This is a genomic window from Streptomyces griseorubiginosus (assembly GCF_001514195.1).
Taxonomy (GTDB): domain Bacteria; phylum Actinomycetota; class Actinomycetes; order Streptomycetales; family Streptomycetaceae; genus Streptomyces; species Streptomyces griseorubiginosus.
Genome location: NZ_KQ948734.1, coordinates 264356 through 289307 on the forward strand (window position 1 = coordinate 264356; position 24952 = coordinate 289307).

Sequence of the window (24952 nt, forward strand, 5' to 3'; positions counted from 1 at the left end):
AAATGTGCCTGGGGGGTGGAACTCTTGGTTCAGTTACGGCTGTTGGGACCGGTCGAGCTGGAGCTCCGGGGACGGGTCGAGGAACTCGGGCCGCCGCAGCGCCGTACCGTGGTGGCCGCTCTCGCGGTGGACGCCGGTCGCCCGGTCCCGGTCGACGTACTGACCGAGAGGATCTGGGGTGCCGATCCGCCGTCCGGTGCGCGGCGGGCTCTGTACGCCCACATCGCCAGGATCCGGCGGGTCTGCGAGCGGACGGGCGACGCCGGCGAGGAGCCGTTACGGCTGCTGCGGCGTTCCGGTGGGTATCAGCTGGAGGCGGGCCAGGACCAGGTTGACCTGCACCGGTTCCGCCGGCTGGACGAGCTGGCCCGTCGGCCCGGACAGCCCGCCGGTACACAGGTGTCGCTGCTGCGGGAGGCGCTCGCCCTGTGGCGCGGCGAGCCGCTGACCGGGCTGGACGGTCCGTGGGCCGGGCGGGTACGGCAGGCATGGCACCGCCGACGTGTCGACGCGGCCGTTCTGCTCGCCGAGGGAGAACTCCGCGAGGGCGACCCCGCCGCCGTCGTGCAGCCGCTGACCGAACTGCTGGGGGAGTACCCCCTGGCGGAGCCCCTGGCCGAGGTGCTGATGAGGGCACTGCACGCCGTGGGGGACAGCGCGGGGGCGCTGCGCTGCTTCGCGGAGATCAGGCACCGGCTGGCGGAGGAGCTGGGGGCGGACCCGGGAGAACGGCTCGGCGGGACGCACGCGGCGATCCTGCGGGGTCGGAGATTCGGCGGGGGCGGGCGCACGACATCCACCGGGGATCACGTGGGGGCAGGGCGGCCGGTCTCGGACGGGCGGCGTCTCGGAGCGGACGTCGGCCCGTCCGGGACGTATGTCACCGGTGGGGCGCGGAGCCCGGTCGGTGCGCCGCCTGCGACGGAACCCGCCCTGCCGTCCTCGGCCGCCCCCGTTCGGACGACACGCGTCGCTCCCTCCGCGCCGCCGGTTGCGCCCGCTGCCGCCCCACCGGACGAGGTTGCCGCCGTCCGGCCCCCGGCCCCGGCCGCCCCCGCGGCGTCCGGCGACAGGCGTTCCGGCACCGGGGCGCCGCCGCGGCCCTCGCTCGACATCCCGGCTCAACTTCCCATGAGCGCGGGGGGCTTCACCGGTCGTGTCGAAGAGCTCGCCCGGCTCCACGATCTCCTGGCCGAGGTCGAGCGGCAGCCGACGGCCGTTGTCGTCTCGGCCCTCTCCGGCACCGCCGGCGTGGGCAAGACCGCGCTCGCCGTGCACTGGGCGCGACAGGTGCGGACGGAGTTTCCGGACGGACAGGTGTACGTGAACCTGCGGGGCTTCGACCCGGGCGGCGCCGCGGTGGGTGCCGCCGAGGCGATCCGCGGGTTCCTCGACGCCTTCGGGGTGCCCGCGAACCGGGTGCCGCGTGGCCTCGACGCCCAGGCGGCGCTCTACCGCAGTCTGCTGGCCGGCCGGCGGGTACTGATCGTGCTCGACAACGCGCGGGACGCGGACCAGGTGCGCCCACTGCTGCCCGGGGCGCCCGGCTGTCTGGCGCTCGTCACCAGCCGCAACCGGCTCACCGGACTGGCGGTCACCGAAGGCGCCCATCTGCTCCCCGTCGACCTGCTCGCCCCGGCCGAGGCCCGCGAACTGCTGGCGGGGCGGCTCGGGGCCGTGCGGATGGCCGCCGAGCCCGGGGCGGTGGACGAGATCGTCGTGCGGTGCGCCGGGCTGCCGTTGGCCCTGGCCGTCGTGGCCGCCCGTGCCTCCGGCCGGCCCGGACTGCCGCTCGCCGGGCTCGCCGAGGAGCTGCGGACGGCCGACCGCCGACTGGACCCGCTGGACGGCGGCGACTCGCTCACCGGAGTGCGGTCTGTGTTCCAGTGGTCGTACCGGCTGCTGAGCCCGGCGGCCGCCCGGCTCTTCCGGCTGCTGGGCCTGCACCCCGGACCCGACACCGCCGTACCGGCCGCGGCGGCCCTGGCCGGGGTCACCGCCCCCGAGGCGCGGACCCTGCTCGCCGAACTCACCGAGGCGCAGCTGCTCACCGAGCACCGGCCCGGCCGGTACACCTTCCACGACCTGCTGCGCGCGTACGCCGCCGAGCTGACCGCCGTACACGACAGCGACGACACCCGGCGCACCGCCGTCCACCGGCTGCTCGACCACTACCTGCACACCGCCTACGCCGCCGACGCGCTGCTGACCCGGCGGCGGGACCCGATGACGCTCGCCCCGGCGCTGCCCGGCGCCCTGCCGGGACGGCCCACCCGGCCCGACGAGGCGCTGGACTGGTTCGCCGCCGAGTACTCCGTCCTGCTGTCCGCGGTGCAGCAGGGGCAGCCCGGCTTCGAGGCCCACACCTGGCAGCTGGCCACCACGCTCGGCACCTTCCTGGAACGGCAAGGGCACTGGCAGGCGCTGGCCGACGCGCACACCACCGCCCTGGACAGCGCCCGGCGCGGCCACGACAAGGCCGGCCAGGCCAACGCCCACCGCGGTCTCGGGCTCGCCTGGCACCGGCTGGGCGACGTCGACCGCGGCCGTGAGCACTATCTGCTGGGTCTCGCCCTGTTCGAGGAGCTGGGCAACGACGCCGGACAGGCCCGGATCCGCCAGAACCTGGCCATCGCGGACTCGGCGCGGGGTGACCACGCGGAGGCGCTGGAGCACGCCCGGCTGAGCCTCGACCACTTCCGCGCCGCGCACGACCGCGGCGGACAGGCCATCGCCCTGAACGAGATCGGCTGGTACCTCGCCAAACTCGGCGACCACCGCGAGGCGCTCGCCTCCTGCCGGCAGGCCCTCGCCGCCGTGCAGGAGATCGGTGACCTCAACGGCGAGGCACACACCTGGGACAGCCTCGGCTACGTCCACCGCCTCCTCGGGCGGTTCGCGGAGGCGGTGGACTGCTACGAGCAGGCGCTACGGCTGTTCAGGAAGACCGGGGACCGGCGCAGCGAGGCGATCGGTCTGGCCTACCTGGGCGACACCCTCGATGCCGCGGGGGAGCCGGAGGCGGCGCGCGGCGCCTGGGCGCGGGCGCTGGCCGTCTTCGACGAGCTGGGCCTGCCGGAGGCGGACCCCCTGCGCGACCGGCTCCGCCGCCCGCCGCCTCCGTGACCTCTTGTGTGGTCAGGGCACCTCCAGGATCGTGTCGATGATTCCCTGGGCGTATGCCTGGAGCTGCTCGGACCGTTTCTGGCTGAACTTCTTGATGAACCCCGGACTCGGGAGGAAGTTCCGCGCGGCGCCCTTGGCCGCCCGTTCCTCCGGCGTCTGGGGCAGGGGCAGGGGCTTCCCGCTCTCGGACATCACCTGCACCCCGTCGAGGAAGGCCCAGCTCTGCTGGTTGTCGTCGACCTCGACGGTGAACACGGGCGTCCCGGGACGCGCGCCCGGGCCCTTCGAGGAGGGGACGTCGACGGGTCCCCAGTCGCCGAGCGAGAAAGCCTCGGGCGTGGTGCTCGCCTTGGCGTAGTGCACGAGGGGAACGGCCTCGCTCACGTGGTTGCCGCGTACGAGCGCCGGGTCCAGCCGGGCGACGGCCTGGGCGGCCTTGAGGGCGAGAGCGTCATCCGCCCTGCCGTCCGGGGTGCGGGCCGAGTCGAAGCGCCGGTTCGTCCCCTTGCCGTCCTTTCCCGCGCTCTGCACCGGGAAGGCCGGGTCCAGGAGAGGGTCGAACTTGCAGGTCTCCAGGTCGAACTTCGGGCAGTCCTTGCCGAGCTGGTATCTCGGGTCGACGAAGATGCCCGGGAAGTTCACCCCCTTGATGGCGGAGACGCCGTCCCAGTTCTTGATCTCGTCGTCGCTCATACCGGTCTGGGCTTTTCTGCCCTTCACGTCGTCCCTGGTCACCGGGTGGGTGCCGTGGATGCTGACGATCCTGATCGGCTGGAACCGCTCGACGAACTGGATGACGTACCGGATCTCCGGCAACTGGGGCAGCGTCCGTTTGTCCTCCCTCAGCTCAGTGCCGGCCCGGTCGATCAGCAGCCCCTTCCGCAGGGCACTCAACGGCTCTCCCGGCGGGGGGAAGTGACGGGCGGGGTGGAGGACCACCCCCGGGCTGCCGGGGCGCGGGACCTCCCGCCAGGTGTTGCCCGTGTCGCCCCGCTTCCACTCGTCGGCCCTTGCCTGCAGACCGCGTTCGGGGAAGACGTCGGGGATGACGACCGCCCCGAAGCGGGTCGGCCTGGTGCGGGCCGCCAGCTTGGTCCGGATCCAGTGCGCCACCTCGATGCCGCCCTGCTCGCTCTCGTGGATGCCGGCCACGATCAGCACGAACCGCGGTTCCGTGCCGAAGAAGACATAGCTGTTCGCCGTCATGAAGGGTCACCGGCCCTTCACTGAGGGGTCCAGTTGCCGTGGCTGTCGAGTTTCCCGAGGTCGGGGGTCCACTTGCCGGCCACGATGCGGCCGGGCACCCACACGTCCTGGCCGTTGACCTGGAACTTGCGCCACTCCGGCAGCGTGTCGTCCGCCCTGAGCCGGACGAGGGTGGTCGGCAGCGTGACCTCCCAGGGATCGCCCTGCGGAACCTCGCCACCGGGCGCGTCGTCGCGCGCGCGGATCTCCTCGGTGATCGGGAGGTAGTCGGTGTCGGTGATGCCGGGCACGGCACCGCCGTTCCAGATCTGCCCCGTCATGAGGAAGTACCGTACGTCGCCCTCCAGTTGGGGCCGTACCGGTACGACGACCCGGGCGGCGCCCGCCTTCAGGAACTCGGCGAACAGCGGGTCGGGGTCGTCGGCGAGCGCGTTGGCGTACCACGTCTCGCGGCGGGCCCAGTAGTACGGGTAGAACACGTACATCATGTGTTCCCACTCGAATGCCTGCTCGAAGAAGCGGATGAACGCCTCCTGGTCGGAGCCGACGACGTTCTGGTTCGGACGCTGCGGAACGTTCGGGCGCGGGAAGGCGGGCGCCGTGGAGTTCACCTTGACGTCGTCGATGTCGGCGTCGTAGAGATCGGTGCCCGACAGCAGGGAGATGCACGCCTTCTTGAGTTCCGCGCGCTCGATCAGCCTGTTCTGTGCCGGATTACGGCCGAGCGAGACGGTGGCGGCCGCCTGCACCGCCTGGGCTTTCACCTTGTCCTGATAGCCGCTGACCAGGTTCTCGTGCGCGTTGACCAGCGCGTTGTACGTGTCGAGCCGCCACTGCTCGACCGCGGTGTCGGTCCGTGCGCACGTCACCTCGACCGTGACCGCGAAGTCCCGCGCCTGCTGGGTCTCCACGGCGATGGGCATGCTGCCCTGCTCGTTGATCACCGTGGTGTCCGGGTCGGGCAGCAGCGCGGCGTTCGGCGGCAGGGTGCCTGCGCCCTTGCACTCGAAGCGGTGCTTGCCGACGAACACCCACATCCGCTCGTCGCCGTCCTCCTCCTCGTAGAGGGTGAAGGCGCCCTGGGCGGTGATGGCGGTGGCCTGGTAGCCCTGCGGGATCGTCAGGTCGTCCACGACCGCGAGATGGTCGTGGTCGTCCTTGTTGCCGGTCAGACTCTTGGTGACGGTGGTGAACGGCTCCGGGGGCGCGTTGACGCCCAGGGCGCCGTACTTGCCCATGAACGTGCCGTAGTACGTGGCCGAGAGAGGCTCGAACGACACGTCGGCGGGGGTGATCGGACGGGAGACGACGCCCGACTTGAGGAGGCCGTCCGGGCCGAGGTCCCCGGGCTGCACCGGGCGCCAGTGCGGCGTGGCCGTGCCGTCGTTGACGACGACGAAGGGCTCGGGCGGGGTGATCGCCGCCTGGACGCCCTTCACGGTAGTGGCGTCGACGACGAAGGCGGCCGGCTCCGGGACCGTCAGGTCGAACATGAGGCGGCTGCCGTAGTTGAAGGTCTGCGCCTCGTAGACCTTGTTCATCCACTGGTAGACGCCGCTCACGTTCGCGTTGCCCGGGCCGGTGTTCTCGAACGAGTGCAGCTCCCGGTCCTTGAGCACCTCGATCGTGCGGGTGGTCTCCTGTCGCCGTACCGTCTCGGTGACCTTCGTCGCCGCCCGGTTCGTCACATCCCGCGCGTGATCGGTCGCGACCTTGGCGGACTCCTCCTTGGACAGCCGGTAGGCCACGCCGGCGTTCGCGTTGGTCTCCACCGCGCCGTACTTCGCCGACACGTTCACGCCGCCGGTGAGCGACAGATCCTCGCTGACGGTGTTCTGCACCTCGTTCTTGAAGTCGAACCGCTCGGTCACGTCGAGCGAGGTCGTCGTCTCCGTCGTCTTCGAGGTCTCCGTCACCACCGTGGTGTCGATGGTCAGGTTGTGGTGGGTGAGCTTCTCCCGCTTCTCGCCCTTGAGGATGTTCTCGATGTCGGCGACATCCCCGGGCTCGTACCGGGTGAGCCGTTGCTTCACGACGAGCAGGTCCCCGACCCCGACCGGCTGCGGCAGCCCGCCGCGCAGCGGGAACACGGTGGTCGGCAGCACCAGCGACTCGCTCAGCGAGCGCTGGATCTCACCGGCGCCCTCCAGCGAGGCGTCGGCGGCGGCCACCCGGGTGATCAGCCCCGTCAGCCGGGTGAGCCGGGCGAGGTCGCTGATCGGGTGCGAGCGCGTGGCCGGCAGCAGGAACAGGGCGACGATCGTGTCGTGCACGTTCTGCACGAAGAGCTTGAAATTGGACGTCCGCCGCCAGGACCTGCGGTGTCTTCCCGAACCCCGACTTGATGACCGCGCTCAGGTCCGCGGCGTGCAGCGCCGTGGCCGCGGTCGCGGCCAGCTTGTCGTAGGCGCCCTGGTCCGGGATCGCGTCGCTCTCCTTGATGAATCCCGGGCCGTAGTCGCCGACCAGATAGCGCCCGGCGACCTGCCGCGCGGCGTCGACCGGGCTCTCGCTCTGCCTGGCCGATGCCAGCGCCTTCTGGAACGCGCTGGACGACTGCAGATCTATGGAATGCGCGGGTGCGGTGCGCTCGGGCGCGCGGAGCGCAACGAAACGGAACAGATCAGTCACTTTTCCCCCGTTGTACGCGTGTAGGACATACGCGTGCGAGACGCGTGCCGGGGAGTCTTACGCGTCGCTTTCGCTGATCGGTACCCCTTGGGTGGAACAGGGGTGGTTTGTTCCGGTGCGTGCGCGGTCCGCGTGTTTGACCTGCGTCACTCTCGGGGTATTGTCTCCGGCTCGATTGGCCAGGCCCGTGCCCCGTATGGCAGACTAGCGGGGTTGCTCGGTCGAGTGTTGATGCTGCGCGCCTCCCGCCGGGGGGACCGGAAGCGAGTCCCACAGTACTCGTCGTTCCAACTGCCGTAAGGCAGCGCTGGGGCGGACGTACGGGAATCTTCCGGGAAGTGTCAGTGCGGCGCCGACCAGGCACCCGGTGGACCTCTTTCTCAGGCAAAAGATGTTCGAACAAGGGACATCTGTGTCAGTGAGGGTGCGACACACCCGACCGCGTGGGTCGGCGGAAGTCAAGGGAACACCGGGTTCCAGAGCTGTAGAGAGACAGGACTAACGAGTAGCCATGGCGGGACAGAAGATCCGCATCCGGCTCAAGGCCTACGACCACGAGGTCATCGACTCCTCGGCGAAGAAGATCGTCGAGACGGTGACTCGCACTGGTGCGTCGGTCGCGGGCCCGGTGCCGCTGCCCACTGAGAAGAACGTGTACTGCGTCATCAAGTCGCCGCACAAGTACAAGGACTCGCGCGAGCACTTCGAGATGCGCACGCACAAGCGCCTGATCGACATCCTCGACCCGACCCCCAAGACCGTTGACTCTCTGATGCGACTCGACCTCCCGGCCGGTGTCGACATCGAGATCAAGCTCTGAGGCCGGTGATCTGAACGATGGCTAAGCAGATCAAGGGCATCCTGGGCGAGAAGCTCGGCATGACGCAGGTGTGGGACGAGAACAACCGTGTTGTTCCGGTCACCGTCGTCAAGGCCGGCCCCAATGTCGTGACCCAGGTCCGTACGAACGATGTCGACGGCTACGAGTCCGTCCAGATCGCGTTCGGCGAGATCGACCCGCGCAAGGTGAACAAGCCCCTCAAGGGCCACTTCGCCAAGGCCGATGTCACCCCGCGTCGCCACCTCGTCGAGATCCGCACCGCGGACGCCTCCGAGTACACCCTCGGCCAGGAGATCACCGCTGAGGTGTTCGAGGCCGGGATCAAGGTCGACGTGACCGGCAAGAGCAAGGGCAAGGGCTTCGCCGGTGTCATGAAGCGTCACAACTTCAAGGGCCTCGGCGCCGGTCACGGCACCCAGCGCAAGCACCGCTCGCCCGGTTCCATCGGTGGCTGCGCCACCCCGGGCCGCGTGTTCAAGGGCCTCCGCATGGCGGGTCGTATGGGCAACGAGCGGGTCACCACCCAGAACCTGACCGTTCACGCCGTTGACGCGGAGAAGGGCCTGCTGCTCATCAAGGGCGCGGTTCCTGGTCCGAACGGCGGCCTCGTCCTGGTCCGCACCGCGGCCAAGGGGGCCTGAGGATATGAGCACCATTGACATTCTGTCGCCCTCCGGCGACACCGCCGGGACCGTCGAGCTCCCGGCCGAGATCTTCGACGTCGAGAAGGTCAGCATTCCGCTGATCCACCAGGTCGTCGTCGCGCAGCTGGCCGCTGCCCGTCAGGGCACGCACAAGACCAAGACGCGTGGCGAGGTCCGTGGTGGCGGCAAGAAGCCGTACCGCCAGAAGGGCACCGGCCGCGCCCGTCAGGGTTCGACCCGTGCGCCGCAGTTCGCCGGCGGTGGCGTCGTCCACGGCCCCGTGCCGCGTGACTACTCGCAGCGGACCCCGAAGAAGATGAAGGCCGCGGCCCTGCGCCACGCTCTCACCGACCGGGCCCGTCACAACCGCATCCACGTCGTCTCCGGCGTGGTCGAGGGTGCGACCCCCTCCACGAAGGCCGCCAAGTCGCTGTTCGGCAAGATCTCGGAGCGCAAGAACCTGCTCCTGGTCGTCGACCGTGCCGACGAGGCCTCGTGGCTGTCCGCCCGCAACCTGCCCCAGGTCCACATCCTGGAGCCGGGCCAGCTGAACACGTACGACGTTCTCGTCTCGGACGACGTGGTCTTCACCCAGGCCGCTTTCGAGTCCTTCGTGTCCGGCCCGAAGGCCAATGACACCGAAGGGAGCGAGGCCTGATGGCTACGCGTCACCCGAGCATCGCCTCCAAGGCTGCGAAGGCCGCCAAGGCCGCGCGCGTCGCCAAGGCGCGCCGCCACGCCGCCGAGGGCAAGAACACCGTCGTCACCGCGCCCAGCAAGGCCTTCACGGACCCCCGTGACGTCCTGCTGAAGCCGGTCGTCTCCGAGAAGAGCTACGCGCTCCTCGACGAGGGCAAGTACACGTTCATCGTGGCTCCGGGCGCCAACAAGACCCAGATCAAGCAGGCCGTCCAGGCGGTCTTCTCGGTCAAGGTCACCGGCGTCAACACGATCAACCGCCAGGGCAAGCGCAAGCGGACCCGCACTGGCTTCGGCAAGCGTGCCGACAGCAAGCGCGCGATCGTGACCCTTGCCGAGGGCGACCGTATCGACATCTTCGGCGGTCCGACCGCGTAAGCGGGTCGGATCGTCCGATATCGGACGAGGACTGAGAAATGGGAATCCGCAAGTACAAGCCGACTACGCCGGGCCGTCGTGGCTCCAGCGTCGCCGACTTCGTCGAGGTCACGCGGTCCACGCCGGAGAAGTCGCTGGTCCGCCCCCTGCACAGCAAGGGCGGCCGTAACAACGCCGGTCGTGTGACCGTTCGCCACCAGGGTGGCGGACACAAGCGCGCCTACCGCGTGATCGACTTCCGTCGTCACGACAAGGACGGCGTGCCGGCGAAGGTCGCGCACATCGAGTACGACCCCAACCGCACCGCGCGCATCGCGCTGCTGCACTACGCGGACGGCGAGAAGCGCTACATCCTCGCCCCGCGCAACCTGCAGCAGGGTGACCGCGTCGAGAACGGTCCCGGGGCCGACATCAAGCCGGGCAACAACCTGGCGCTCCGCAACATCCCGGTCGGTACCACGATCCACGCGATCGAGCTCCGTCCCGGTGGCGGCGCCAAGTTCGCCCGCTCCGCCGGTGCCTCGGTGCAGCTGCTCGCGAAGGAGGGCACCATGGCCCACCTTCGTATGCCGTCCGGCGAGATCCGTCTGGTCGACCAGCGCTGCCGCGCCACGGTCGGCGAGGTCGGCAACGCCGAGCAGAGCAACATCAACTGGGGCAAGGCCGGCCGCAAGCGCTGGCTGGGCGTCCGCCCGACCGTTCGCGGTGTGGCGATGAACCCGGTTGACCACCCGCACGGTGGTGGTGAGGGCAAGACCTCCGGTGGTCGCCACCCGGTCAGCCCCTGGGGTCAGAAGGAGGGTCGTACTCGTTCGCCGAAGAAGGCTTCGAACAAGTACATCGTCCGCCGCCGCAAGACGAACAAGAAGCGCTAGGAGCGGGTTTAGATGCCGCGCAGTCTCAAGAAGGGGCCCTTCGTCGACGACCACCTGATCAAGAAGGTGGACGCCCAGAACGAAGCCGGTTCCAAGAACGTCATCAAGACCTGGTCCCGTCGCTCGATGATCGTCCCGGCCATGCTCGGCCACACGATCGCGGTGCACAACGGCAAGACCCACATCCCGGTGTTCGTCACCGAGTCGATGGTCGGCCACAAGCTCGGCGAGTTCTCGCCGACGCGCACCTTCCGGGGTCACGTCAAGGACGACCGGAAGTCGAAGCGCCGCTAGCAGCGGATCGCATTCAGACACGTAAGTAACTGAGAGGGACAACCATGGAAGCCAGGGCCCAGGCGCGGTACATCCGCGTTACGCCCATGAAGGCCCGCCGAGTGGTGGACCTTATCCGTGGCATGGATGCCACGGAGGCTCAGGCTGTTCTGCGATTCGCTCCGCAGGCAGCCTCAGTGCCCGTCGGCAAGGTGCTGGACAGCGCCATCGCCAACGCCGCGCACAACTACGACCACACCGACGCCGACAGCCTCTTCATCTCCGAGGCGTACGTCGACGAGGGCCCGACCCTGAAGCGGTTCCGTCCGCGTGCCCAGGGCCGTGCCTACCGGATCCGCAAGCGGACCAGCCACATCACCGTGGTCGTCAGCAGCAAGGAAGGAACCCGGTAATGGGCCAGAAGGTAAACCCGCACGGGTTCCGGCTCGGTGTCACGACCGACTTCAAGTCGCGTTGGTACGCCGACAAGCTGTACAAGGACTACGTCAAGGAAGACGTCGCCATCCGTCGGATGATGACGTCCGGCATGGAGCGCGCCGGCATCTCCAAGGTGGAGATCGAGCGCACCCGTGACCGTGTGCGTGTGGACATCCACACCGCTCGTCCGGGCATCGTGATCGGCCGCCGTGGCGCCGAGGCCGACCGCATCCGCGGTGACCTCGAGAAGCTCACGGGCAAGCAGGTCCAGCTGAACATCCTCGAGGTCAAGAACCCCGAGACCGACGCTCAGCTGGTTGCCCAGGCCGTCGCCGAGCAGCTCTCCTCCCGCGTCTCCTTCCGCCGTGCCATGCGCAAGAGCATGCAGTCGGCGATGAAGGCCGGCGCCAAGGGCATCAAGATCCAGTGCGGTGGCCGCCTCGGTGGCGCCGAGATGTCCCGCTCGGAGTTCTACCGCGAGGGCCGCGTGCCCCTGCACACGCTCCGCGCGAACGTGGACTACGGCTTCTTCGAGGCCAAGACGACCTTCGGCCGTATCGGTGTGAAGGTCTGGATCTACAAGGGCGACGTCAAGAACATCGCCGAGGTCCGCGCCGAGAACGCTGCCGCCCGTGCGGGTAACCGCCCGGCTCGCGGTGGCGGTGCCGACCGCCCGGCCCGTGGTGGCCGTGGTGGCGAGCGGCGCGGTCGCAAGCCGCAGCAGGCTGCCGGCGCCGAGGCCCCCAAGGCCGAGGCTCCCGCCGCCGCTCCGGCTGAGAGCACCGGAACGGAGGCCTGACCGACATGCTGATCCCCCGTAGGGTCAAGCACCGCAAGCAGCACCACCCGAAGCGCCGTGGTCAGGCCAAGGGCGGTACGACGGTCGCGTTCGGCGAGTACGGCATTCAGGCCCTCACGCCGGCGTACGTGACCAACCGCCAGATCGAGGCGGCCCGTATCGCGATGACCCGCCACATCAAGCGTGGCGGCAAGGTCTGGATCAACATCTACCCGGACCGCCCGCTCACGAAGAAGCCTGCCGAGACCCGCATGGGTTCCGGTAAGGGTTCGCCGGAGTGGTGGATCGCGAACGTGCACCCGGGCCGGGTCATGTTCGAGCTGTCCTACCCCAACGAGAAGATCGCCCGTGAGGCCCTGACTCGCGCAGCCCACAAGCTGCCGATGAAGTGCCGGATCGTCAAGCGCGAGGCAGGTGAAGCGTGATGTCGGCCGGTACCAAGGCGTCCGAGCTGCGCGAGCTGGGCAACGAGGAGCTGCTGAACAAGCTCCGCGAGGCCAAGGAAGAGCTGTTCAACCTCCGCTTCCAGGCGGCGACCGGTCAGCTCGAGAACCACGGTCGGCTCAAGGCCGTCCGTAAGGACATCGCGCGGATCTACACCCTGATGCGTGAGCGCGAGCTGGGCATCGAGACGGTGGAGAGCGCCTGATGAGTGAGAGCAACGTGACTGAGCAGACTGCAGAGGCCCGCGGCTTCCGCAAGACCCGTGAGGGTCTCGTCGTCAGCGACAAGATGGACAAGACCGTCGTCGTCGCCGTCGAGGACCGCGTCAAGCACGCGCTGTACGGCAAGGTCATCCGCCGTACCAACAAGCTCAAGGCGCACGACGAGCAGAACGCTGCCGGCGTCGGCGACCGGGTCCTCCTCGCGGAGACCCGCCCGCTGTCGGCGACCAAGCGCTGGCGCGTCGTCGAGATCCTCGAGAAGGCGAAGTAATCAAGCGGGGGTTCGCCCCCGCTGACCCCCGCCGGGGCTTCGGCCCCGGCACCCGCCGGGGACCGAGATCCCCGGCGGGCGGGTTCTTCCCTTCCCGAGGCGCAAGTAATTCCTGCGGGGCAAATCCGCAGGACGGTTCCGCCAGGCTCTCCGGCTCAACCCCGGAGGGAACCGGCAGACAAACAGGAGATAGACGTGATCCAGCAGGAGTCGCGACTGCGTGTCGCCGACAACACTGGTGCGAAGGAGATCCTTTGCATCCGTGTGCTCGGTGGCTCCGGTCGCCGCTACGCGGGCATCGGTGACGTCATCGTCGCCACCGTCAAGGACGCGATCCCCGGTGGCAACGTGAAGAAGGGTGACGTCGTCAAGGCGGTCATCGTTCGCACCGTCAAGGAGCGCCGCCGTCCGGACGGCTCGTACATCCGCTTCGACGAGAACGCCGCCGTCATTCTGAAGAACGACGGCGACCCTCGCGGCACCCGCATCTTCGGCCCGGTCGGGCGTGAGCTGCGCGAGAAGAAGTTCATGAAGATCATCTCGCTGGCTCCGGAGGTGCTGTAAGCATGAAGATCAAGAAGGGCGACCTGGTCCAGGTCATCACCGGTAAGGACAAGGGCAAGCAGGGCAAGGTCATCGCGGCCTTCCCCCGCGAGGACCGCGTCCTGGTCGAGGGTGTCAACCGGGTCAAGAAGCACACCAAGGCCGGTCCGACCGCTCGCGGTTCGCAGGCCGGCGGCATCGTCACGACCGAGGCCCCGATCCACGTCTCCAACGTCCAGCTGGTCGTGGAGAAGGACGGCAACAAGGTCGTCACGCGTGTCGGTTACCGCTTCGACGACGAGGGCAACAAGATCCGCGTTGCCAAGCGGACGGGTGAGGACATCTGATGGCTACCACCACGACTCCGCGTCTCAAGACGAAGTACCGCGAGGAGATCGCGGGCAAGCTGCGTGACGAGTTCAAGTACGAGAACGTCATGCAGATCCCCGGCCTCGTCAAGATCGTGGTCAACATGGGTGTGGGCGACGCCGCCCGCGACTCCAAGCTGATCGAGGGCGCCATCCGCGACCTCACCACGATCACCGGTCAGAAGCCGGCCGTCACCAAGGCCCGCAAGTCCATCGCGCAGTTCAAGCTGCGTGAGGGCCAGCCGATCGGTGCCCACGTCACGCTCCGTGGCGACCGCATGTGGGAGTTCCTGGACCGCACCCTGTCGCTCGCGCTGCCGCGCATCCGCGACTTCCGTGGTCTGTCCCCCAAGCAGTTCGACGGCCGTGGCAACTACACCTTCGGTCTCACCGAGCAGGTCATGTTCCACGAGATCGACCAGGACAAGATCGACCGTACCCGGGGCATGGACATCACCGTGGTGACCACGGCGACCAACGACGCTGAGGGCCGCGCGCTCCTTCGTCACCTCGGCTTCCCCTTCAAGGAGGCGTGAGCGAGATGGCGAAGAAGGCTCTGATTGCCAAGGCTGCTCGCAAGCCCAAGTTCGGTGTGCGTGCGTACACCCGCTGCCAGCGCTGCGGCCGTCCGCACTCCGTGTACCGCAAGTTCGGCCTGTGCCGCGTGTGCCTTCGTGAGATGGCTCACCGTGGCGAGCTGCCGGGCGTGACCAAGAGCTCCTGGTAATCCCCTAGTTGGGGTTACCTGAAGCTCTCGGTAAGCAAAGGGTTTGGTCAGGGGCCCACCCCTCCATGGCTTAGGCTAGGAGGGTTGGGCGCCCTGACGCCCGTACGACTTACTACGCCGTAGGTCCACCGCACCGCACCCGCCTCGTCTCGGATCGAGGAGAGGGATGGGCACCTGGAAACCCCGGCGAGAGAGGCCGAAGGCCAATTCATGACCATGACTGATCCGATCGCAGACATGCTTACGCGTCTGCGGAACGCGAACTCGGCATACCACGACTCCGTGACGATGCCGGCGTCCAAGATCAAGTCGCACATCGCGGAGATCCTCCAGCAGGAGGGCTTCATCACGGGCTGGAAGGTCGAGGACGCCGAGGTCGGCAAGAACCTCGTCCTCGAGCTGAAGTTCGGCCCGAACCGTGAGCGCTCCATCGCGGGCATCAAGCGGATCTCCAAGCCCGGTCTCCGGGTGTACGCGAAGTCCACCAACCTGCCGAAGGTGCTCGGCGGCCTGGGCGTGGCCATCATCTCCACGTCCCACGGGCTCCTCACCGACAAGCAGGCCGGCAAGAAGGGCGTAGGCGGAGAAGTCCTCGCCTACGTCTGGTAGCGGAAAGGAATCGGAGGAAACAGCTATGTCGCGTATTGGCAAGCTCCCCATCACGGTTCCCGCCGGCGTGGACGTCACCATCGACGGCCGTACGGTTTCGGTGAAGGGCCCCAAGGGCACCCTCTCGCACACCGTCGCTGCGCCGATCGACATCGCCAAGGGTGAGGACGGCGTTCTCAACGTCACCCGCCCCAACGACGAGCGTCAGAACAAGGCCCTGCACGGCCTGTCCCGCACGCTGGTGGCGAACATGATCACCGGCGTGACCCAGGGTTACGTGAAGAAGCTCGAGATCAGCGGTGTCGGTTACCGCGTGACGGCCAAGGGCTCGAACCTCGAGTTCGCTCTCGGCTACAGCCACCCGATCACCGTCGAGGCCCCCGAGGGCATCACCTTCAAGGTGGAGGCCCCCACCCGGTTCTCGGTCGAGGGCATCGACAAGCAGAAGGTCGGCGAGGTTGCGGCCAACATCCGCAAGCTGCGCAAGCCCGACCCGTACAAGGCCAAGGGTGTCAAGTACGAGGGCGAAGTCATCCGCCGCAAGGTCGGAAAGGCGGGTAAGTAAGCCATGGCATACGGACAGAAGATCCTGAAGGGCGACGCCTACAAGCGCGCCGCGATCAAGCGCCGTCACATCCGGATCCGCAAGCGGATCTCCGGTACGGCGGAGCGTCCCCGTCTGGTCGTTACCCGCTCCAACCGCCACATCGTGGCCCAGGTGATCGACGACATCAAGGGTCACACCCTGGCGTCGGCGTCCACCCTGGACACCACGGTGCGCGGTGGCGAGGGCGACAAGTCGGCGCAGGCCAAGCAGGTCGGTGCCCTGGTCGCCGAGCGCGCCAAGGCCGCCGGTGTCGAGGCTGTCGTGTTCGACCGTGGTGGCAACCAGTACGCCGGGCGCATCGCCGCCCTGGCGGACGCCGCCCGCGAAGCCGGCTTGAAGTTCTGAGCCGTTCGTAGCTAGCGGAAAAAGAGAGAGGTAATTCCAATGGCTGGACCCCAGCGCCGCGGTGGCGGTGCCGGTGGCGGCGAGCGGCGGGACCGGAAGGGCCGTGACGGCGGCGCTGCTGCCGCCGAGAAGACCGCGTACGTTGAGCGCGTCGTCGCGATCAACCGCGTCGCCAAGGTTGTGAAGGGTGGTCGTCGCTTCAGCTTCACCGCGCTGGTCGTGGTGGGCGACGGTGACGGCACCGTGGGTGTCGGTTACGGCAAGGCCAAGGAGGTGCCGGCCGCCATCGCCAAGGGTGTGGAGGAGGCCAAGAAGCACTTCTTCAAGGTCCCCCGTATCCAGGGCACCATCCCGCACCCCATCCAGGGTGAGAAGGCTGCCGGCGTCGTGCTCCTGAAGCCCGCGTCGCCCGGTACCGGTGTTATCGCCGGTGGTCCGGTGCGTGCCGTGCTCGAGTGCGCCGGTATCCACGACGTGCTGTCGAAGTCGCTCGGCTCCGACAACGCGATCAACATCGTGCACGCGACCGTGGAGGCCCTGAAGGGTCTGCAGCGTCCCGAGGAGATCGCGGCCCGCCGCGGTCTGCCCCTTGAGGACGTCGCTCCCGCGGCTCTTCTCCGTGCGCGTGCCGGGGCGGGTGCGTAATCATGGCGCAGCTCAAGATTACGCAGGTCAAGTCCTACATCGGCAGCAAGCAGAACCACCGTGACACCCTGCGCTCCCTTGGTCTCAAGGGCATCAACACGCAGGTCGTCAAGGAGGACCGCCCCGAGTTCCGCGGCATGGTGCACACCGTCCGCCACCTCGTGACGGTCGAGGAGGTCGACTGATCATGGCGGAGAACAACCCGCTCAAGATCCACAACCTCCGTCCCGCCCCGGGCGCCAAGACCGCCAAGACCCGTGTGGGTCGTGGTGAGGCGTCGAAGGGTAAGACGGCCGGTCGTGGTACCAAGGGCACGAAGGCCCGCTACCAGGTTCCGGAGCGCTTCGAGGGTGGGCAGATGCCCCTCCACATGCGTCTTCCGAAGCTGAAGGGCTTCAAGAACCCGTTCAAGACCGAGTTCCAGGTCGTGAACCTCGACAAGCTGGCCGCGCTCTACCCCGAGGGTGGCGAGGTCACCGTCGAGGGTCTGGTGGCCAAGGGTGCCGTTCGCAAGAACAGCCTCGTCAAGGTCCTCGGCCAGGGCGAGATCTCCGTGGCGCTGCAGGTGACGGTCGACGCCGTCTCCGGCTCCGCCAAGGAGAAGATCACCGCCGCCGGCGGCACGGTCACCGAGCTCGTCTGAGCGCGATGACGTAAAGCAGTACCCACCGGGGATACCTCACAACGGGGTATCCCCGGTTGGTCGTTCCACGGGGGGCAGTGTCGCCGGTAAGGTGGCCTGCACTGCTTTCTCTCATATTCGTCGAACCTCAAGACCGTCACCCTTGACGCAGTAGCGCGGGGGTCGCAGGAGGCACCGTGCTCACCGCGTTCGCCCGGGCGTTCAGGACGCCCGACCTGCGCAAGAAGCTGCTCTTCACGCTCGCCATCATCGTGGTGTACCGCGTGGGTACCCACATTCCGATCCCTGGCGTCGACTACAAGTCCGTCCAGGAGTGCGTGGACCAGGCGTCCGGCAACACGGGACTCTTCGGTCTGGTCAACATGTTCAGCGGTGGCGCGCTGCTGCAGATCACGATCTTCGCGCTCGGCATCATGCCGTACATCACGGCGAGCATCATTCTCCAGCTGCTCACCGTGGTCATCCCGCGTCTGGAAGCCCTCAAGAAGGAGGGCCAGGCCGGTACGGCGAAGATCACGCAGTACACCCGGTACCTCACGGTGGCGCTCGCCATCCTCCAGGGCACCGGTCTGGTGGCCACCGCCCGCAGCGGCGCGCTCTTCTCCGGCTGCACCGTGGCGTCGAGCATCGTCCCGGACCGCGCGATCTTCACCACGATCGTCATGGTCATCACGATGACCGCCGGTACCGCCGTCGTCATGTGGCTCGGTGAGCTCATCACCGACCGCGGCATCGGCAACGGCATGTCGATCCTGATGTTCATCTCGATCGCCGCGACCTTCCCGTCCGCGCTGTGGGCCATCAAGAAGCAGGGCACCCTGGCCGACGGCTGGATCGAGTTCGGCACCGTCATCCTGGTCGGCCTGGTCATGGTCGGTCTGGTGGTCTTCGTCGAGCAGGCCCAGCGCCGTATCCCGGTGCAGTACGCGAAGCGCATGATCGGCCGCCGGTCCTACGGTGGTACGTCGACGTACATCCCGCTGAAGGTCAACCAGGCGGGTGTGATCCCGGTCATCTTCGCGTCGTCGCTGCTCTACATCCCGGCTCTGGTCGCGCAGTTCTCGAACGGCAACTCGGGCTGGAAGACCTGGATCGAGCAGAACCTCGTCAAGGGCGACCACCCGATCTACATCACGCTCTACTTCTTGCTCATCGTTTTCTTCGCGTTCTTCTACGTGGCGATCTCCTTCAACCCCGAGGAAGTCGCCGACAACATGAAGAAGTATGGTGGCTTCATCCCGGGCATCCGGGCTGGCCGACCGACCGCTGAGTACCTCAGCTACGTACTCAACCGGATCACCTGGCCGGGTTCGCTGTACTTGGGTCTGATCGCTCTTGTGCCAACGATGGCGTTGGTCGGCTTCGGGGCAAGCCAGAACTTCCCGTTCGGCGGGACCAGCATCCTGATCATCGTGGGTGTCGGTCTCGAGACGGTGAAGCAGATCGAGAGCCAGCTCCAGCAGCGCAATTACGAAGGGTTCCTCCGCTGATGCGTATCGTCCTCGTCGGGCCGCCGGGTGCCGGCAAGGGAACGCAGGCCGCGTTCCTCGCCAAGAACCTGTCGATCCCGCACATCTCCACGGGCGACCTGTTCCGCGCCAACATCAGCCAGCAGACGGACCTCGGCAAACTCGCGAAGTCCTACATGGACGCGGGCAACCTGGTTCCGGACGAGGTCACCATCGGGATGGCCAAGGACCGCATGGAGCAGCCCGACGCCGAGAACGGCTTCCTGCTCGACGGCTTCCCGCGCAACGTCTCGCAGGCCGAGGCGCTCGACGAGATGCTGCACACCGAGGGCATGAAGCTGGACGCGGTGCTGGACCTGGAGGTACCCGAGGAGGAGGTCGTCAAGCGCATCGCCGGCCGCCGCATCTGCCGCAACGACTCGGCGCACGTCTTCCACGTGTCGTACAAGGCACCGAAGCAGGACGGCGTCTGTGACGTCTGCGGCGGCGAGCTGTACCAGCGCGACGACGACTCCGAGGAGACCGTCCGCAAGCGGCTGGAGGTCTACCACACCCAGACCGAGCCGATCATCGACTACTACAAGGCCCAGGGCCTGGTGGTCACGATCTCGGCGCTCGGCAAGGTGGAGGACGTCACCGGCCGCGCGATGGAGGCCCTCAAGCGCGAGGACCACGCCGCGTAGCGGTTCCACCCCGTACTACAGCCGCGGCCCCCTTCCGAGGGGGCCGCGGCTGCTGTGTGGGTGCACGTATCGTTGATGGCGCCCGTCTCTCTTTCTCCGAAAGGCCCCCGCAGCATGGTGCAGATCAAGAACCCCGAGCAGATCGCCAAGATGCGTGAGGCGGGGCTGGTCGTCGCCGCCATCCACGCGGCCACCCGTGAGGCCGCGGTGCCCGGGGCCACGACCAGGGATCTCGACCAGGTCGCGCGCAAGGTCCTCGCGGAGCACGACGCCAAGCCGAACTTCCTGGGGTACGGCGGCTTCCCGGCGACGATCTGCACCTCGGTGAACGAGGTCGTCGTCCACGGCATCCCGTCCGACGAGGTCGTCCTCAAGGACGGCGACATCATCTCCATCGACTGCGGCGCGATCATCGACGGCTGGCACGGGGACGCGGCGTTCACGGCGTTCGTGGGATCCGGTCACGCCCCGGAGCTGATCGAGCTCTCCCGGGTGACCGAGGAGTCCATGTGGGCCGGCATCGCGGCGATGAAGCAGGGGAACCGGCTGGTCGACGTCTCCCGGGCCATCGAGACGTACATCCGCCGCCAGCCGAAGCCGGGCGGCGGCAAGTACGGGATCATCGAGGACTACGGCGGCCACGGCATCGGCACCGAGATGCACATGGACCCGCACCTGCTGAACTACGTCGACCGGCGGCGGGGGAAGGGGCCGAAGCTGGTGCCGGGGTTCTGCCTCGCGATCGAGCCGATGGTGTCCCTGGGGACGCCCCGGACGGAGGTCCTGTCGGACGACTGGACGGTCATCACGACGGACGGGACGTGGTCGTCGCACTGGGAGCACTCGGTGGCGTTGACGGAGGCTGGTCCTCTGGTGCTCACGGCTCCGGACGGTGGTAAGGCGAAGCTTGCGGAGCACGGGGTTGTTGCGGCGCCGGATCCGCTTGCTTAGGGCGTATGCCGTCTGCGGGCGCGCTGTGGCTGGTCGCGCAGTTCCCCGCGCCCCTGGGTGTCCTTGCGTCCCGGCGTGCATAAGGATCTCCCTCTCGGGGCATGGATCCTCGATTCGTCTTTTCTGGTAGTGCTGACGTAGACTGACTCGTCGACTCTCGTGTGCCCGCATGTCTTCATGCGTTGGCGGGAGTCGATCAAGGTAGTCGATTCGAAGGGCGAAGCGTGGCCAAGAAGCAAGGTGCCATCGAGATCGAGGGCACTGTCGTCGAGTCTCTTCCGAACGCCATGTTCAAGGTCGAGCTCCAGAACGGCCACCAGGTCCTGGCACACATCAGCGGCAAGATGCGGATGCACTACATCCGTATCCTCCCTGACGACCGGGTCGTGGTGGAGCTGTCTCCGTACGACCTGACGCGTGGCCGGATCGTCTACCGGTACAAGTAGATCCCTCTGACTCGGAGAACCTCAATCCCATGAAGGTCAAGCCGAGCGTCAAGAAGATCTGCGACAAGTGCAGGGTGATCCGCCGTCACGGCCGGGTCATGGTCATCTGCGAGAACCCGCGCCACAAGCAGCGCCAGGGTTAATCGCAAACCGGCCTCACCCTCTGCATCCGCAGAGATTCGCGCGACGCGAGCTGAATATGTAAATACGCGGAACCCGGGCGGCCAGTGCACGCCCGACACCCTCGGTTCGGAGGCCGAGGACCCGATTCGTACCTGGTACGGCGGTCGGGATCCGGTTCTGCGTCAGACCTCCGAAGATCAACTGGAGCCATTGAATGGCACGCGTTTCCGGTGTTGACATCCCGCGCGAAAAGCGCGTGGAGGTCGCCCTGACCTACGTGTTCGGCATCGGCCGGACTCTTTCGCAGCAGACGCTGGCGGAGACGGGTATCGACCCGAACACCCGTGTTCGTGACCTGAGCGAAGAGCAGCTCGTCGCGATCCGCGAGTACGTCGACAACAACATCAAGACCGAGGGTGACCTCCGTCGCGAGATCCAGGCCGACATCCGCCGCAAGGTCGAGATCGGCTGCTACCAGGGTCTGCGCCACCGCCGTGGTCTGCCTGTCCGTGGTCAGCGCACCAGCACGAACGCCCGCACCCGCAAGGGCCCGCGTCGCGCCATCGCCGGCAAGAAGAAGCCGGGCAAGAAGTAGTCCTCAGCGGACAACGCTTCATCAGCGGTCTTCGCTGTAGGACCGACCACCTCCCCGTAGGAGTTTGTAGATGCCCCCCAAGGGTCGTCAGGGCGCTGCCAAGAAGGTGCGCCGCAAGGAAAAGAAGAACGTCGCTCACGGCCACGCGCACATCAAGAGCACGTTCAACAACACGATCGTCTCCATCACGGACCCGTCCGGCAACGTGATCTCCTGGGCCTCCGCCGGCCACGTCGGCTTCAAGGGCTCCCGGAAGTCCACGCCGTTCGCCGCGCAGATGGCCGCCGAGTCGGCTGCCCGTCGCGCGCAGGAGCACGGCATGCGCAAGGTCGACGTGTTCGTGAAGGGCCCGGGTTCCGGTCGCGAGACCGCGATCCGTTCGCTCCAGGCCACGGGCCTCGAGGTCGGCTCCATCCAGGACGTCACCCCGACCCCGCACAACGGCTGCCGTCCGCCTAAGCGTCGTCGCGTCTGACGCGCTGGTTCACGGTGGCTCGGCTGTCGGCTGGGGGTGTGGGGGTTATCCCCCACATGTCGCAGTACGGTTGCCGTCCGCCGAAGCGTCGTCGCGTCTGACCTCGCTTCATTCGGGCTTCTCGGGCGGTACGGCTCTGTAAGGGTCGTATCGCCCGTACCCTTGTAGCAGTACCTCAGGGCATCAAATAGTGGGTGCCCCTGAACTGAAGGATTCACATGCTGATCGCTCAGCGTCCCTCGTTGACCGAAGAGGTCGTCGACGAGTTCCGCTCCCGGTTCGTGATCGAGCCGCTGGAGCCGGGCTTCGGCTACACCCTCGGCAACTCCCTCCGCCGCACCCTCCTGTCGTCGATCCCCGGCGCTGCTGTCACCAGCATCCGCATCGACGGCGTCCTGCACGAGTTCACCACCGTGCCGGGCGTCAAGGAGGACGTCACCGACCTGATCCTCAACATCAAGCAGCTGGTCGTCTCCTCGGAGCACGACGAGCCGGTCGTGATGTACCTGCGCAAGCAGGGCCCGGGTCTGGTCACCGCCGCCGACATCGCGCCCCCGGCCGGTGTCGAGGTGCACAACCCCGACCTGGTCCTCGCCACGCTCAACGGCAAGGGCAAGCTGGAGATGGAGCTGACGGTCGAGCGTGGCCGCGGTTACGTCTCCGCCGTGCAGAACAAGCAGGTGGGCCAGGAGATCGGCCGTATCCCGGTCGACTCCATCTACTCGCCGGTTCTCAAGGTCACCTACAAGGTCGAGGCGACCCGTGTCGAGCAGCGCACCGACTTCGACAAGCTGATCGTCGACGTCGAGACCAAGCAGGCCATGCGTCCCCGTGACGCCATGGCGTCGGCCGGCAAGACCCTGGTCGAGCTGTTCGGTCTGGCCCGCGAGCTCAACATCGACGCCGAGGGCATCGACATGGGCCCGTCCCCGACGGACGCCGCCCTGGCCGCCGACCTGGCGCTGCCGATCGAGGAGCTGGAGCTCACCGTTCGGTCGTACAACTGCCTCAAGCGTGAGGGCATCCACTCCGTGGGTGAGCTCGTCGCCCGCTCCGAGGCCGACCTGCTCGACATCCGCAACTTCGGTGCGAAGTCGATCGACGAGGTCAAGGCGAAGCTGGCGGGTATGGGCCTGGCGCTCAAGGACTCGCCTCCCGGGTTCGACCCCACCGCTGCGGCGGACGCGTTCGGCGCGGACGACGACGCGGATGCGGGCTTCGTGGAGACCGAGCAGTACTAAGAGCTCGGGCCCTACGGTTCGATCTTGGGTGCGGGTGCGCTGTGGCTTGTCGCGCAGTTCCCCGCGCCCCTTCCGGACGACGCGCCCCTTCGGGGCTTGTCGTCCGGATCTCTGACAGGCGACCGTCTGCTCAGATACTGACCCCGGTACCTGGTACGGCCGGGGCAGACACCTAGGAGAAACATCATGCCGAAGCCCACCAAGGGTGCCCGTCTGGGCGGCAGTGCCGCGCACGAGAAGCTGCTGCTCGCGAACCTCGCGAAGAGCCTCTTCGAGCACGGCCGTATCACCACCACCGAGGCGAAGGCCCGCCGGCTGCGGCCGTACGCCGAGCGTCTGGTCACCAAGGCGAAGAAGGGCGACCTTCACAACCGCCGTCAGGTGCTCCAGGTGATCACGGACAAGAGCGTCGTCCACACGCTCTTCACCGAGATCGGCCCGCGCTACGAGAACCGTCCGGGTGGTTACACCCGTATCACCAAGATCGGTAACCGCCGTGGCGACAACGCGCCCATGGCTGTCATCGAGCTGGTCGAGGCGCTGACGGTCGCGCAGCAGGCCACGGGTGAGGCCGAGGCCGCCACCAAGCGTGCCGCCAAGGACGCCGAGGCTGCTCCGGTCGCCGAGGAGACCAAGGTCGAGGAGACCGAGGTCGTCGAGGACGCCAAGCCTGAGGCTGCCGAGGAGTCCAAGGACGCGTAAGCGTTCCGCCGCGGGCCCGTTCCTTTCGAGGAGCGGGCCCGCTTTGGTGTTCTTGAGAGGATCTCTGTGTGAGTGACGAAGTAGAGCCCGGTCATGTCCGTGTCCGTCTCGATCTCTCCTACGACGGGACCGAGTTCTCCGGGTGGGCCAAGCAGGCCGGCGGGCGGCGGACCGTGCAGGGGGAGATCGAGGACGCGCTGCGGACCGTGACGCGGTCCGGGGACGTGACGTACGAGCTGACGGTGGCCGGGCGCACCGACGCCGGGGTGCATGCGCGGGGGCAGGTGGCGCATGTGGATCTGCCCGCGGGGTTGTGGGAGGAGCATCGCGAGAAGCTGCTGAAGCGGCTCGCCGGGCGGCTGCCCAAGGACGTCCGGGTGTGGTCCCTGCGGGAGGCTCCCGCCGGGTTCAACGCCCGGTTCGCGGCTCTGTGGCGGCGGTACGTCTACCGGGTGGGGGACCGGCCCGGTGGGGTGGACCCGCTGCTGCGCAACCATGTGCTGTGGCACGACTGGGAGCTGGATGTCGCCGCCATGGACGCCGCCGCCAGGTCCCTCGTCGGGGAGCACGACTTCGCCGCGTACGCGAAGAAGCGCGAGGGGGCGACGACGATCCGCGAGATCCTCGACTTCGGGGTGCGGCGGCGGGCGGACGGGGTCGTGGAGATCGAGGTCCGGGCCGACGCCTTCTGCCACAACCAGGTGCGGTCCATGGTCGGCGCCCTGCTGTTCGTGGGGGACGGGCACCGGGGCGTGGAGTGGCCGCGGAAGGTGCTGGACGCGGGGGTCCGGGACAGTGCCGTCCATGTCGTACGGCCGCACGGGCTGACCCTTGAGGAAGTCGGGTACCCGGCGGACGAGTTGCTGGCGGCGCGGAACAAGCAGGCGCGCAACAGGCGGACGTTGCCTGCGGCCGGCTCCTGAGCCGGCCGCAG

34 protein-coding genes are annotated in these 24952 nt (G+C 67.8%); 32 read left to right on the plus strand and 2 right to left on the minus strand.

Annotated elements, in window-relative coordinates; translation table 11 throughout:
- Window positions 1-15: 15 nt before the first annotated feature.
- Window positions 16-3126 carry an AfsR/SARP family transcriptional regulator gene (locus AQJ54_RS01250; protein ID WP_248845277.1) on the plus strand — a complete coding sequence of 1037 codons (3111 nt, stop codon included), beginning with the start codon at window positions 16-18 and terminating at the stop codon, window positions 3124-3126.
- A gap of 12 nt (window positions 3127-3138) precedes the next feature.
- Here the strand turns inward: AQJ54_RS01250 and AQJ54_RS01255 are convergent, their stop codons facing one another.
- Together AQJ54_RS01255 and AQJ54_RS01260 are read right to left on the minus strand one after the other, a co-directional pair.
- Window positions 3139-4332, minus strand: coding sequence for a M14 family metallopeptidase (locus AQJ54_RS01255; protein ID WP_062233016.1), 1194 nt, complete (start codon window positions 4330-4332; stop codon window positions 3139-3141).
- 17 nt (window positions 4333-4349) lie between these two features.
- On the minus strand, window positions 4350-6605 hold the full coding sequence (locus AQJ54_RS01260) for a hypothetical protein (RefSeq protein WP_159055495.1): 2256 nt from the start codon (window positions 6603-6605) through the stop codon (window positions 4350-4352).
- A gap of 869 nt (window positions 6606-7474) precedes the next feature.
- On the opposite strand from AQJ54_RS01260, the gene rpsJ reads away from it, so the two are divergent.
- The 31 genes from rpsJ (at window position 7475) to truA (ending at window position 24941) form a co-directional block, all read left to right on the plus strand.
- Window positions 7475-7783 (plus strand): 30S ribosomal protein S10, encoded by a 309-nt coding sequence (rpsJ, locus tag AQJ54_RS01265; protein WP_003948644.1) that lies wholly within the window; start codon window positions 7475-7477, stop codon window positions 7781-7783.
- Window positions 7784-7800: 17 nt separating this feature from the next.
- On the plus strand, window positions 7801-8445 hold the full coding sequence (rplC, locus tag AQJ54_RS01270; protein WP_020135811.1) for a 50S ribosomal protein L3: 645 nt from the start codon (window positions 7801-7803) through the stop codon (window positions 8443-8445).
- Between the two features lie 4 nt (window positions 8446-8449).
- Window positions 8450-9106 (plus strand): 50S ribosomal protein L4, encoded by a 657-nt coding sequence (gene rplD / locus AQJ54_RS01275; RefSeq protein WP_062023383.1) that lies wholly within the window; start codon window positions 8450-8452, stop codon window positions 9104-9106.
- A complete protein-coding gene (gene rplW, locus AQJ54_RS01280) occupies window positions 9106-9525 on the plus strand; it encodes a 50S ribosomal protein L23 (protein WP_062023384.1) in 420 nt (139 codons plus the stop codon). Before rplD ends, rplW begins: the two co-directional genes overlap by 1 nt.
- A gap of 38 nt (window positions 9526-9563) precedes the next feature.
- Window positions 9564-10400, plus strand: a complete 837-nt coding sequence (rplB, locus tag AQJ54_RS01285; protein WP_007384068.1) for a 50S ribosomal protein L2 — start codon at window positions 9564-9566, stop codon at window positions 10398-10400.
- Between the two features lie 12 nt (window positions 10401-10412).
- Complete coding sequence (gene rpsS, locus AQJ54_RS01290) at window positions 10413-10694, plus strand: 30S ribosomal protein S19 (RefSeq protein ID WP_007384069.1); 282 nt, start codon at window positions 10413-10415, stop codon at window positions 10692-10694.
- 44 nt (window positions 10695-10738) lie between these two features.
- A complete protein-coding gene (gene rplV, locus AQJ54_RS01295; RefSeq protein ID WP_003974262.1) occupies window positions 10739-11086 on the plus strand; it encodes a 50S ribosomal protein L22 in 348 nt (115 codons plus the stop codon).
- Window positions 11086-11910, plus strand: coding sequence for a 30S ribosomal protein S3 (gene rpsC / locus AQJ54_RS01300; RefSeq protein ID WP_062023386.1), 825 nt, complete (start codon window positions 11086-11088; stop codon window positions 11908-11910). Before rplV ends, rpsC begins: the two co-directional genes overlap by 1 nt.
- Window positions 11911-11915: 5 nt before the next feature.
- The gene (gene rplP / locus AQJ54_RS01305; RefSeq protein ID WP_004927269.1) at window positions 11916-12335 is read left to right on the plus strand and encodes a 50S ribosomal protein L16; all 420 of its coding nucleotides are present in this window, start codon (window positions 11916-11918) and stop codon (window positions 12333-12335) included.
- Window positions 12335-12559, plus strand: coding sequence for a 50S ribosomal protein L29 (rpmC, locus tag AQJ54_RS01310; RefSeq protein WP_010036720.1), 225 nt, complete (start codon window positions 12335-12337; stop codon window positions 12557-12559). The genes rplP and rpmC overlap by 1 nt, the downstream gene beginning before the upstream one ends.
- Window positions 12559-12846 carry a 30S ribosomal protein S17 gene (rpsQ, locus tag AQJ54_RS01315; protein WP_007384073.1) on the plus strand — a complete coding sequence of 96 codons (288 nt, stop codon included), beginning with the start codon at window positions 12559-12561 and terminating at the stop codon, window positions 12844-12846. The genes rpmC and rpsQ overlap by 1 nt, the downstream gene beginning before the upstream one ends.
- 195 nt (window positions 12847-13041) lie before the next feature.
- Window positions 13042-13410, plus strand: coding sequence for a 50S ribosomal protein L14 (gene rplN, locus AQJ54_RS01320; RefSeq protein WP_003998823.1), 369 nt, complete (start codon window positions 13042-13044; stop codon window positions 13408-13410).
- Between the two features lie 2 nt (window positions 13411-13412).
- Window positions 13413-13736 (plus strand): 50S ribosomal protein L24, encoded by a 324-nt coding sequence (gene rplX, locus AQJ54_RS01325; RefSeq protein ID WP_003992365.1) that lies wholly within the window; start codon window positions 13413-13415, stop codon window positions 13734-13736.
- On the plus strand, window positions 13736-14293 hold the full coding sequence (gene rplE / locus AQJ54_RS01330) for a 50S ribosomal protein L5 (protein WP_020135807.1): 558 nt from the start codon (window positions 13736-13738) through the stop codon (window positions 14291-14293). Before rplX ends, rplE begins: the two co-directional genes overlap by 1 nt.
- 5 nt (window positions 14294-14298) lie before the next feature.
- The gene (locus AQJ54_RS01335; RefSeq protein WP_003956452.1) at window positions 14299-14484 is read left to right on the plus strand and encodes a type Z 30S ribosomal protein S14; all 186 of its coding nucleotides are present in this window, start codon (window positions 14299-14301) and stop codon (window positions 14482-14484) included.
- Window positions 14485-14694: 210 nt separating this feature from the next.
- On the plus strand, window positions 14695-15093 hold the full coding sequence (gene rpsH / locus AQJ54_RS01340) for a 30S ribosomal protein S8 (protein ID WP_007384075.1): 399 nt from the start codon (window positions 14695-14697) through the stop codon (window positions 15091-15093).
- Window positions 15094-15118: 25 nt separating this feature from the next.
- Window positions 15119-15658, plus strand: coding sequence for a 50S ribosomal protein L6 (gene rplF, locus AQJ54_RS01345; protein ID WP_062023388.1), 540 nt, complete (start codon window positions 15119-15121; stop codon window positions 15656-15658).
- Between the two features lie 3 nt (window positions 15659-15661).
- Window positions 15662-16045 carry a 50S ribosomal protein L18 gene (gene rplR, locus AQJ54_RS01350; RefSeq protein ID WP_030317315.1) on the plus strand — a complete coding sequence of 128 codons (384 nt, stop codon included), beginning with the start codon at window positions 15662-15664 and terminating at the stop codon, window positions 16043-16045.
- 39 nt (window positions 16046-16084) lie between these two features.
- Window positions 16085-16690, plus strand: a complete 606-nt coding sequence (gene rpsE / locus AQJ54_RS01355; protein WP_009190144.1) for a 30S ribosomal protein S5 — start codon at window positions 16085-16087, stop codon at window positions 16688-16690.
- 2 nt (window positions 16691-16692) lie between these two features.
- A complete protein-coding gene (rpmD, locus tag AQJ54_RS01360; protein ID WP_003974250.1) occupies window positions 16693-16875 on the plus strand; it encodes a 50S ribosomal protein L30 in 183 nt (60 codons plus the stop codon).
- Window positions 16876-16877: 2 nt separating this feature from the next.
- Entirely contained in the window at window positions 16878-17333 is a 456-nt protein-coding gene (gene rplO, locus AQJ54_RS01365) for a 50S ribosomal protein L15 (RefSeq protein ID WP_003974249.1), read from the plus strand.
- A 176-nt stretch (window positions 17334-17509) separates the two neighbouring features.
- Window positions 17510-18823 (plus strand): preprotein translocase subunit SecY, encoded by a 1314-nt coding sequence (gene secY / locus AQJ54_RS01370; RefSeq protein WP_030317309.1) that lies wholly within the window; start codon window positions 17510-17512, stop codon window positions 18821-18823.
- Complete coding sequence (locus tag AQJ54_RS01375; protein ID WP_062233021.1) at window positions 18823-19485, plus strand: adenylate kinase; 663 nt, start codon at window positions 18823-18825, stop codon at window positions 19483-19485. Before secY ends, AQJ54_RS01375 begins: the two co-directional genes overlap by 1 nt.
- 114 nt (window positions 19486-19599) lie before the next feature.
- On the plus strand, window positions 19600-20436 hold the full coding sequence (map, locus tag AQJ54_RS01380; RefSeq protein ID WP_062023392.1) for a type I methionyl aminopeptidase: 837 nt from the start codon (window positions 19600-19602) through the stop codon (window positions 20434-20436).
- Window positions 20437-20660: 224 nt separating this feature from the next.
- On the plus strand, window positions 20661-20882 hold the full coding sequence (gene infA / locus AQJ54_RS01385) for a translation initiation factor IF-1 (protein WP_003948620.1): 222 nt from the start codon (window positions 20661-20663) through the stop codon (window positions 20880-20882).
- A gap of 29 nt (window positions 20883-20911) precedes the next feature.
- Window positions 20912-21025 (plus strand): 50S ribosomal protein L36, encoded by a 114-nt coding sequence (rpmJ, locus tag AQJ54_RS01390; RefSeq protein WP_003998809.1) that lies wholly within the window; start codon window positions 20912-20914, stop codon window positions 21023-21025.
- A 194-nt stretch (window positions 21026-21219) separates the two neighbouring features.
- Window positions 21220-21600: a 30S ribosomal protein S13 gene (gene rpsM, locus AQJ54_RS01395; protein WP_020135802.1), complete on the plus strand. Its 381-nt coding sequence runs from the start codon at window positions 21220-21222 to the stop codon at window positions 21598-21600.
- A 70-nt stretch (window positions 21601-21670) separates the two neighbouring features.
- Complete coding sequence (gene rpsK / locus AQJ54_RS01400; protein ID WP_003956432.1) at window positions 21671-22075, plus strand: 30S ribosomal protein S11; 405 nt, start codon at window positions 21671-21673, stop codon at window positions 22073-22075.
- Window positions 22076-22293: 218 nt separating this feature from the next.
- Entirely contained in the window at window positions 22294-23316 is a 1023-nt protein-coding gene (locus AQJ54_RS01405) for a DNA-directed RNA polymerase subunit alpha (protein ID WP_003966937.1), read from the plus strand.
- A gap of 186 nt (window positions 23317-23502) precedes the next feature.
- Window positions 23503-24018 (plus strand): 50S ribosomal protein L17, encoded by a 516-nt coding sequence (gene rplQ / locus AQJ54_RS01410; protein WP_062023394.1) that lies wholly within the window; start codon window positions 23503-23505, stop codon window positions 24016-24018.
- Between the two features lie 68 nt (window positions 24019-24086).
- Window positions 24087-24941, plus strand: coding sequence for a tRNA pseudouridine(38-40) synthase TruA (gene truA / locus AQJ54_RS01415; protein WP_062023396.1), 855 nt, complete (start codon window positions 24087-24089; stop codon window positions 24939-24941).
- Window positions 24942-24952 lie beyond the last annotated feature (11 nt).

Coding starts and splice junctions, on each gene's coding strand:
- rplQ (WP_062023394.1), top strand. CDS start 23,503: ATGCCGAAGCCCACCAAGGGTGCCCGTCTGGGCGGCAGTGCCGCGCAC.
- rpmC (WP_010036720.1), top strand. CDS start 12,335: ATGTCGGCCGGTACCAAGGCGTCCGAGCTGCGCGAGCTGGGCAACGAG.
- rplP (WP_004927269.1), top strand. CDS start 11,916: ATGCTGATCCCCCGTAGGGTCAAGCACCGCAAGCAGCACCACCCGAAG.
- rplC (WP_020135811.1), top strand. CDS start 7,801: ATGGCTAAGCAGATCAAGGGCATCCTGGGCGAGAAGCTCGGCATGACG.
- rplX (WP_003992365.1), top strand. CDS start 13,413: ATGAAGATCAAGAAGGGCGACCTGGTCCAGGTCATCACCGGTAAGGAC.
- rpsS (WP_007384069.1), top strand. CDS start 10,413: ATGCCGCGCAGTCTCAAGAAGGGGCCCTTCGTCGACGACCACCTGATC.
- rpsJ (WP_003948644.1), top strand. CDS start 7,475: ATGGCGGGACAGAAGATCCGCATCCGGCTCAAGGCCTACGACCACGAG.
- rpsM (WP_020135802.1), top strand. CDS start 21,220: ATGGCACGCGTTTCCGGTGTTGACATCCCGCGCGAAAAGCGCGTGGAG.
- rplW (WP_062023384.1), top strand. CDS start 9,106: ATGGCTACGCGTCACCCGAGCATCGCCTCCAAGGCTGCGAAGGCCGCC.
- rplO (WP_003974249.1), top strand. CDS start 16,878: ATGGCGGAGAACAACCCGCTCAAGATCCACAACCTCCGTCCCGCCCCG.
- rpsQ (WP_007384073.1), top strand. CDS start 12,559: ATGAGTGAGAGCAACGTGACTGAGCAGACTGCAGAGGCCCGCGGCTTC.
- AQJ54_RS01255 (WP_062233016.1), bottom strand. CDS start 4,332: ATGACGGCGAACAGCTATGTCTTCTTCGGCACGGAACCGCGGTTCGTG.
- rpsE (WP_009190144.1), top strand. CDS start 16,085: ATGGCTGGACCCCAGCGCCGCGGTGGCGGTGCCGGTGGCGGCGAGCGG.
- rpsH (WP_007384075.1), top strand. CDS start 14,695: ATGACCATGACTGATCCGATCGCAGACATGCTTACGCGTCTGCGGAAC.
- AQJ54_RS01375 (WP_062233021.1), top strand. CDS start 18,823: ATGCGTATCGTCCTCGTCGGGCCGCCGGGTGCCGGCAAGGGAACGCAG.
- rplV (WP_003974262.1), top strand. CDS start 10,739: ATGGAAGCCAGGGCCCAGGCGCGGTACATCCGCGTTACGCCCATGAAG.
- rplF (WP_062023388.1), top strand. CDS start 15,119: ATGTCGCGTATTGGCAAGCTCCCCATCACGGTTCCCGCCGGCGTGGAC.
- rpsK (WP_003956432.1), top strand. CDS start 21,671: ATGCCCCCCAAGGGTCGTCAGGGCGCTGCCAAGAAGGTGCGCCGCAAG.
- rplB (WP_007384068.1), top strand. CDS start 9,564: ATGGGAATCCGCAAGTACAAGCCGACTACGCCGGGCCGTCGTGGCTCC.
- rpsC (WP_062023386.1), top strand. CDS start 11,086: ATGGGCCAGAAGGTAAACCCGCACGGGTTCCGGCTCGGTGTCACGACC.
- rpmD (WP_003974250.1), top strand. CDS start 16,693: ATGGCGCAGCTCAAGATTACGCAGGTCAAGTCCTACATCGGCAGCAAG.
- map (WP_062023392.1), top strand. CDS start 19,600: ATGGTGCAGATCAAGAACCCCGAGCAGATCGCCAAGATGCGTGAGGCG.
- rplR (WP_030317315.1), top strand. CDS start 15,662: ATGGCATACGGACAGAAGATCCTGAAGGGCGACGCCTACAAGCGCGCC.
- rplD (WP_062023383.1), top strand. CDS start 8,450: ATGAGCACCATTGACATTCTGTCGCCCTCCGGCGACACCGCCGGGACC.
- rplE (WP_020135807.1), top strand. CDS start 13,736: ATGGCTACCACCACGACTCCGCGTCTCAAGACGAAGTACCGCGAGGAG.
- AQJ54_RS01335 (WP_003956452.1), top strand. CDS start 14,299: ATGGCGAAGAAGGCTCTGATTGCCAAGGCTGCTCGCAAGCCCAAGTTC.
- rpmJ (WP_003998809.1), top strand. CDS start 20,912: ATGAAGGTCAAGCCGAGCGTCAAGAAGATCTGCGACAAGTGCAGGGTG.
- AQJ54_RS01405 (WP_003966937.1), top strand. CDS start 22,294: ATGCTGATCGCTCAGCGTCCCTCGTTGACCGAAGAGGTCGTCGACGAG.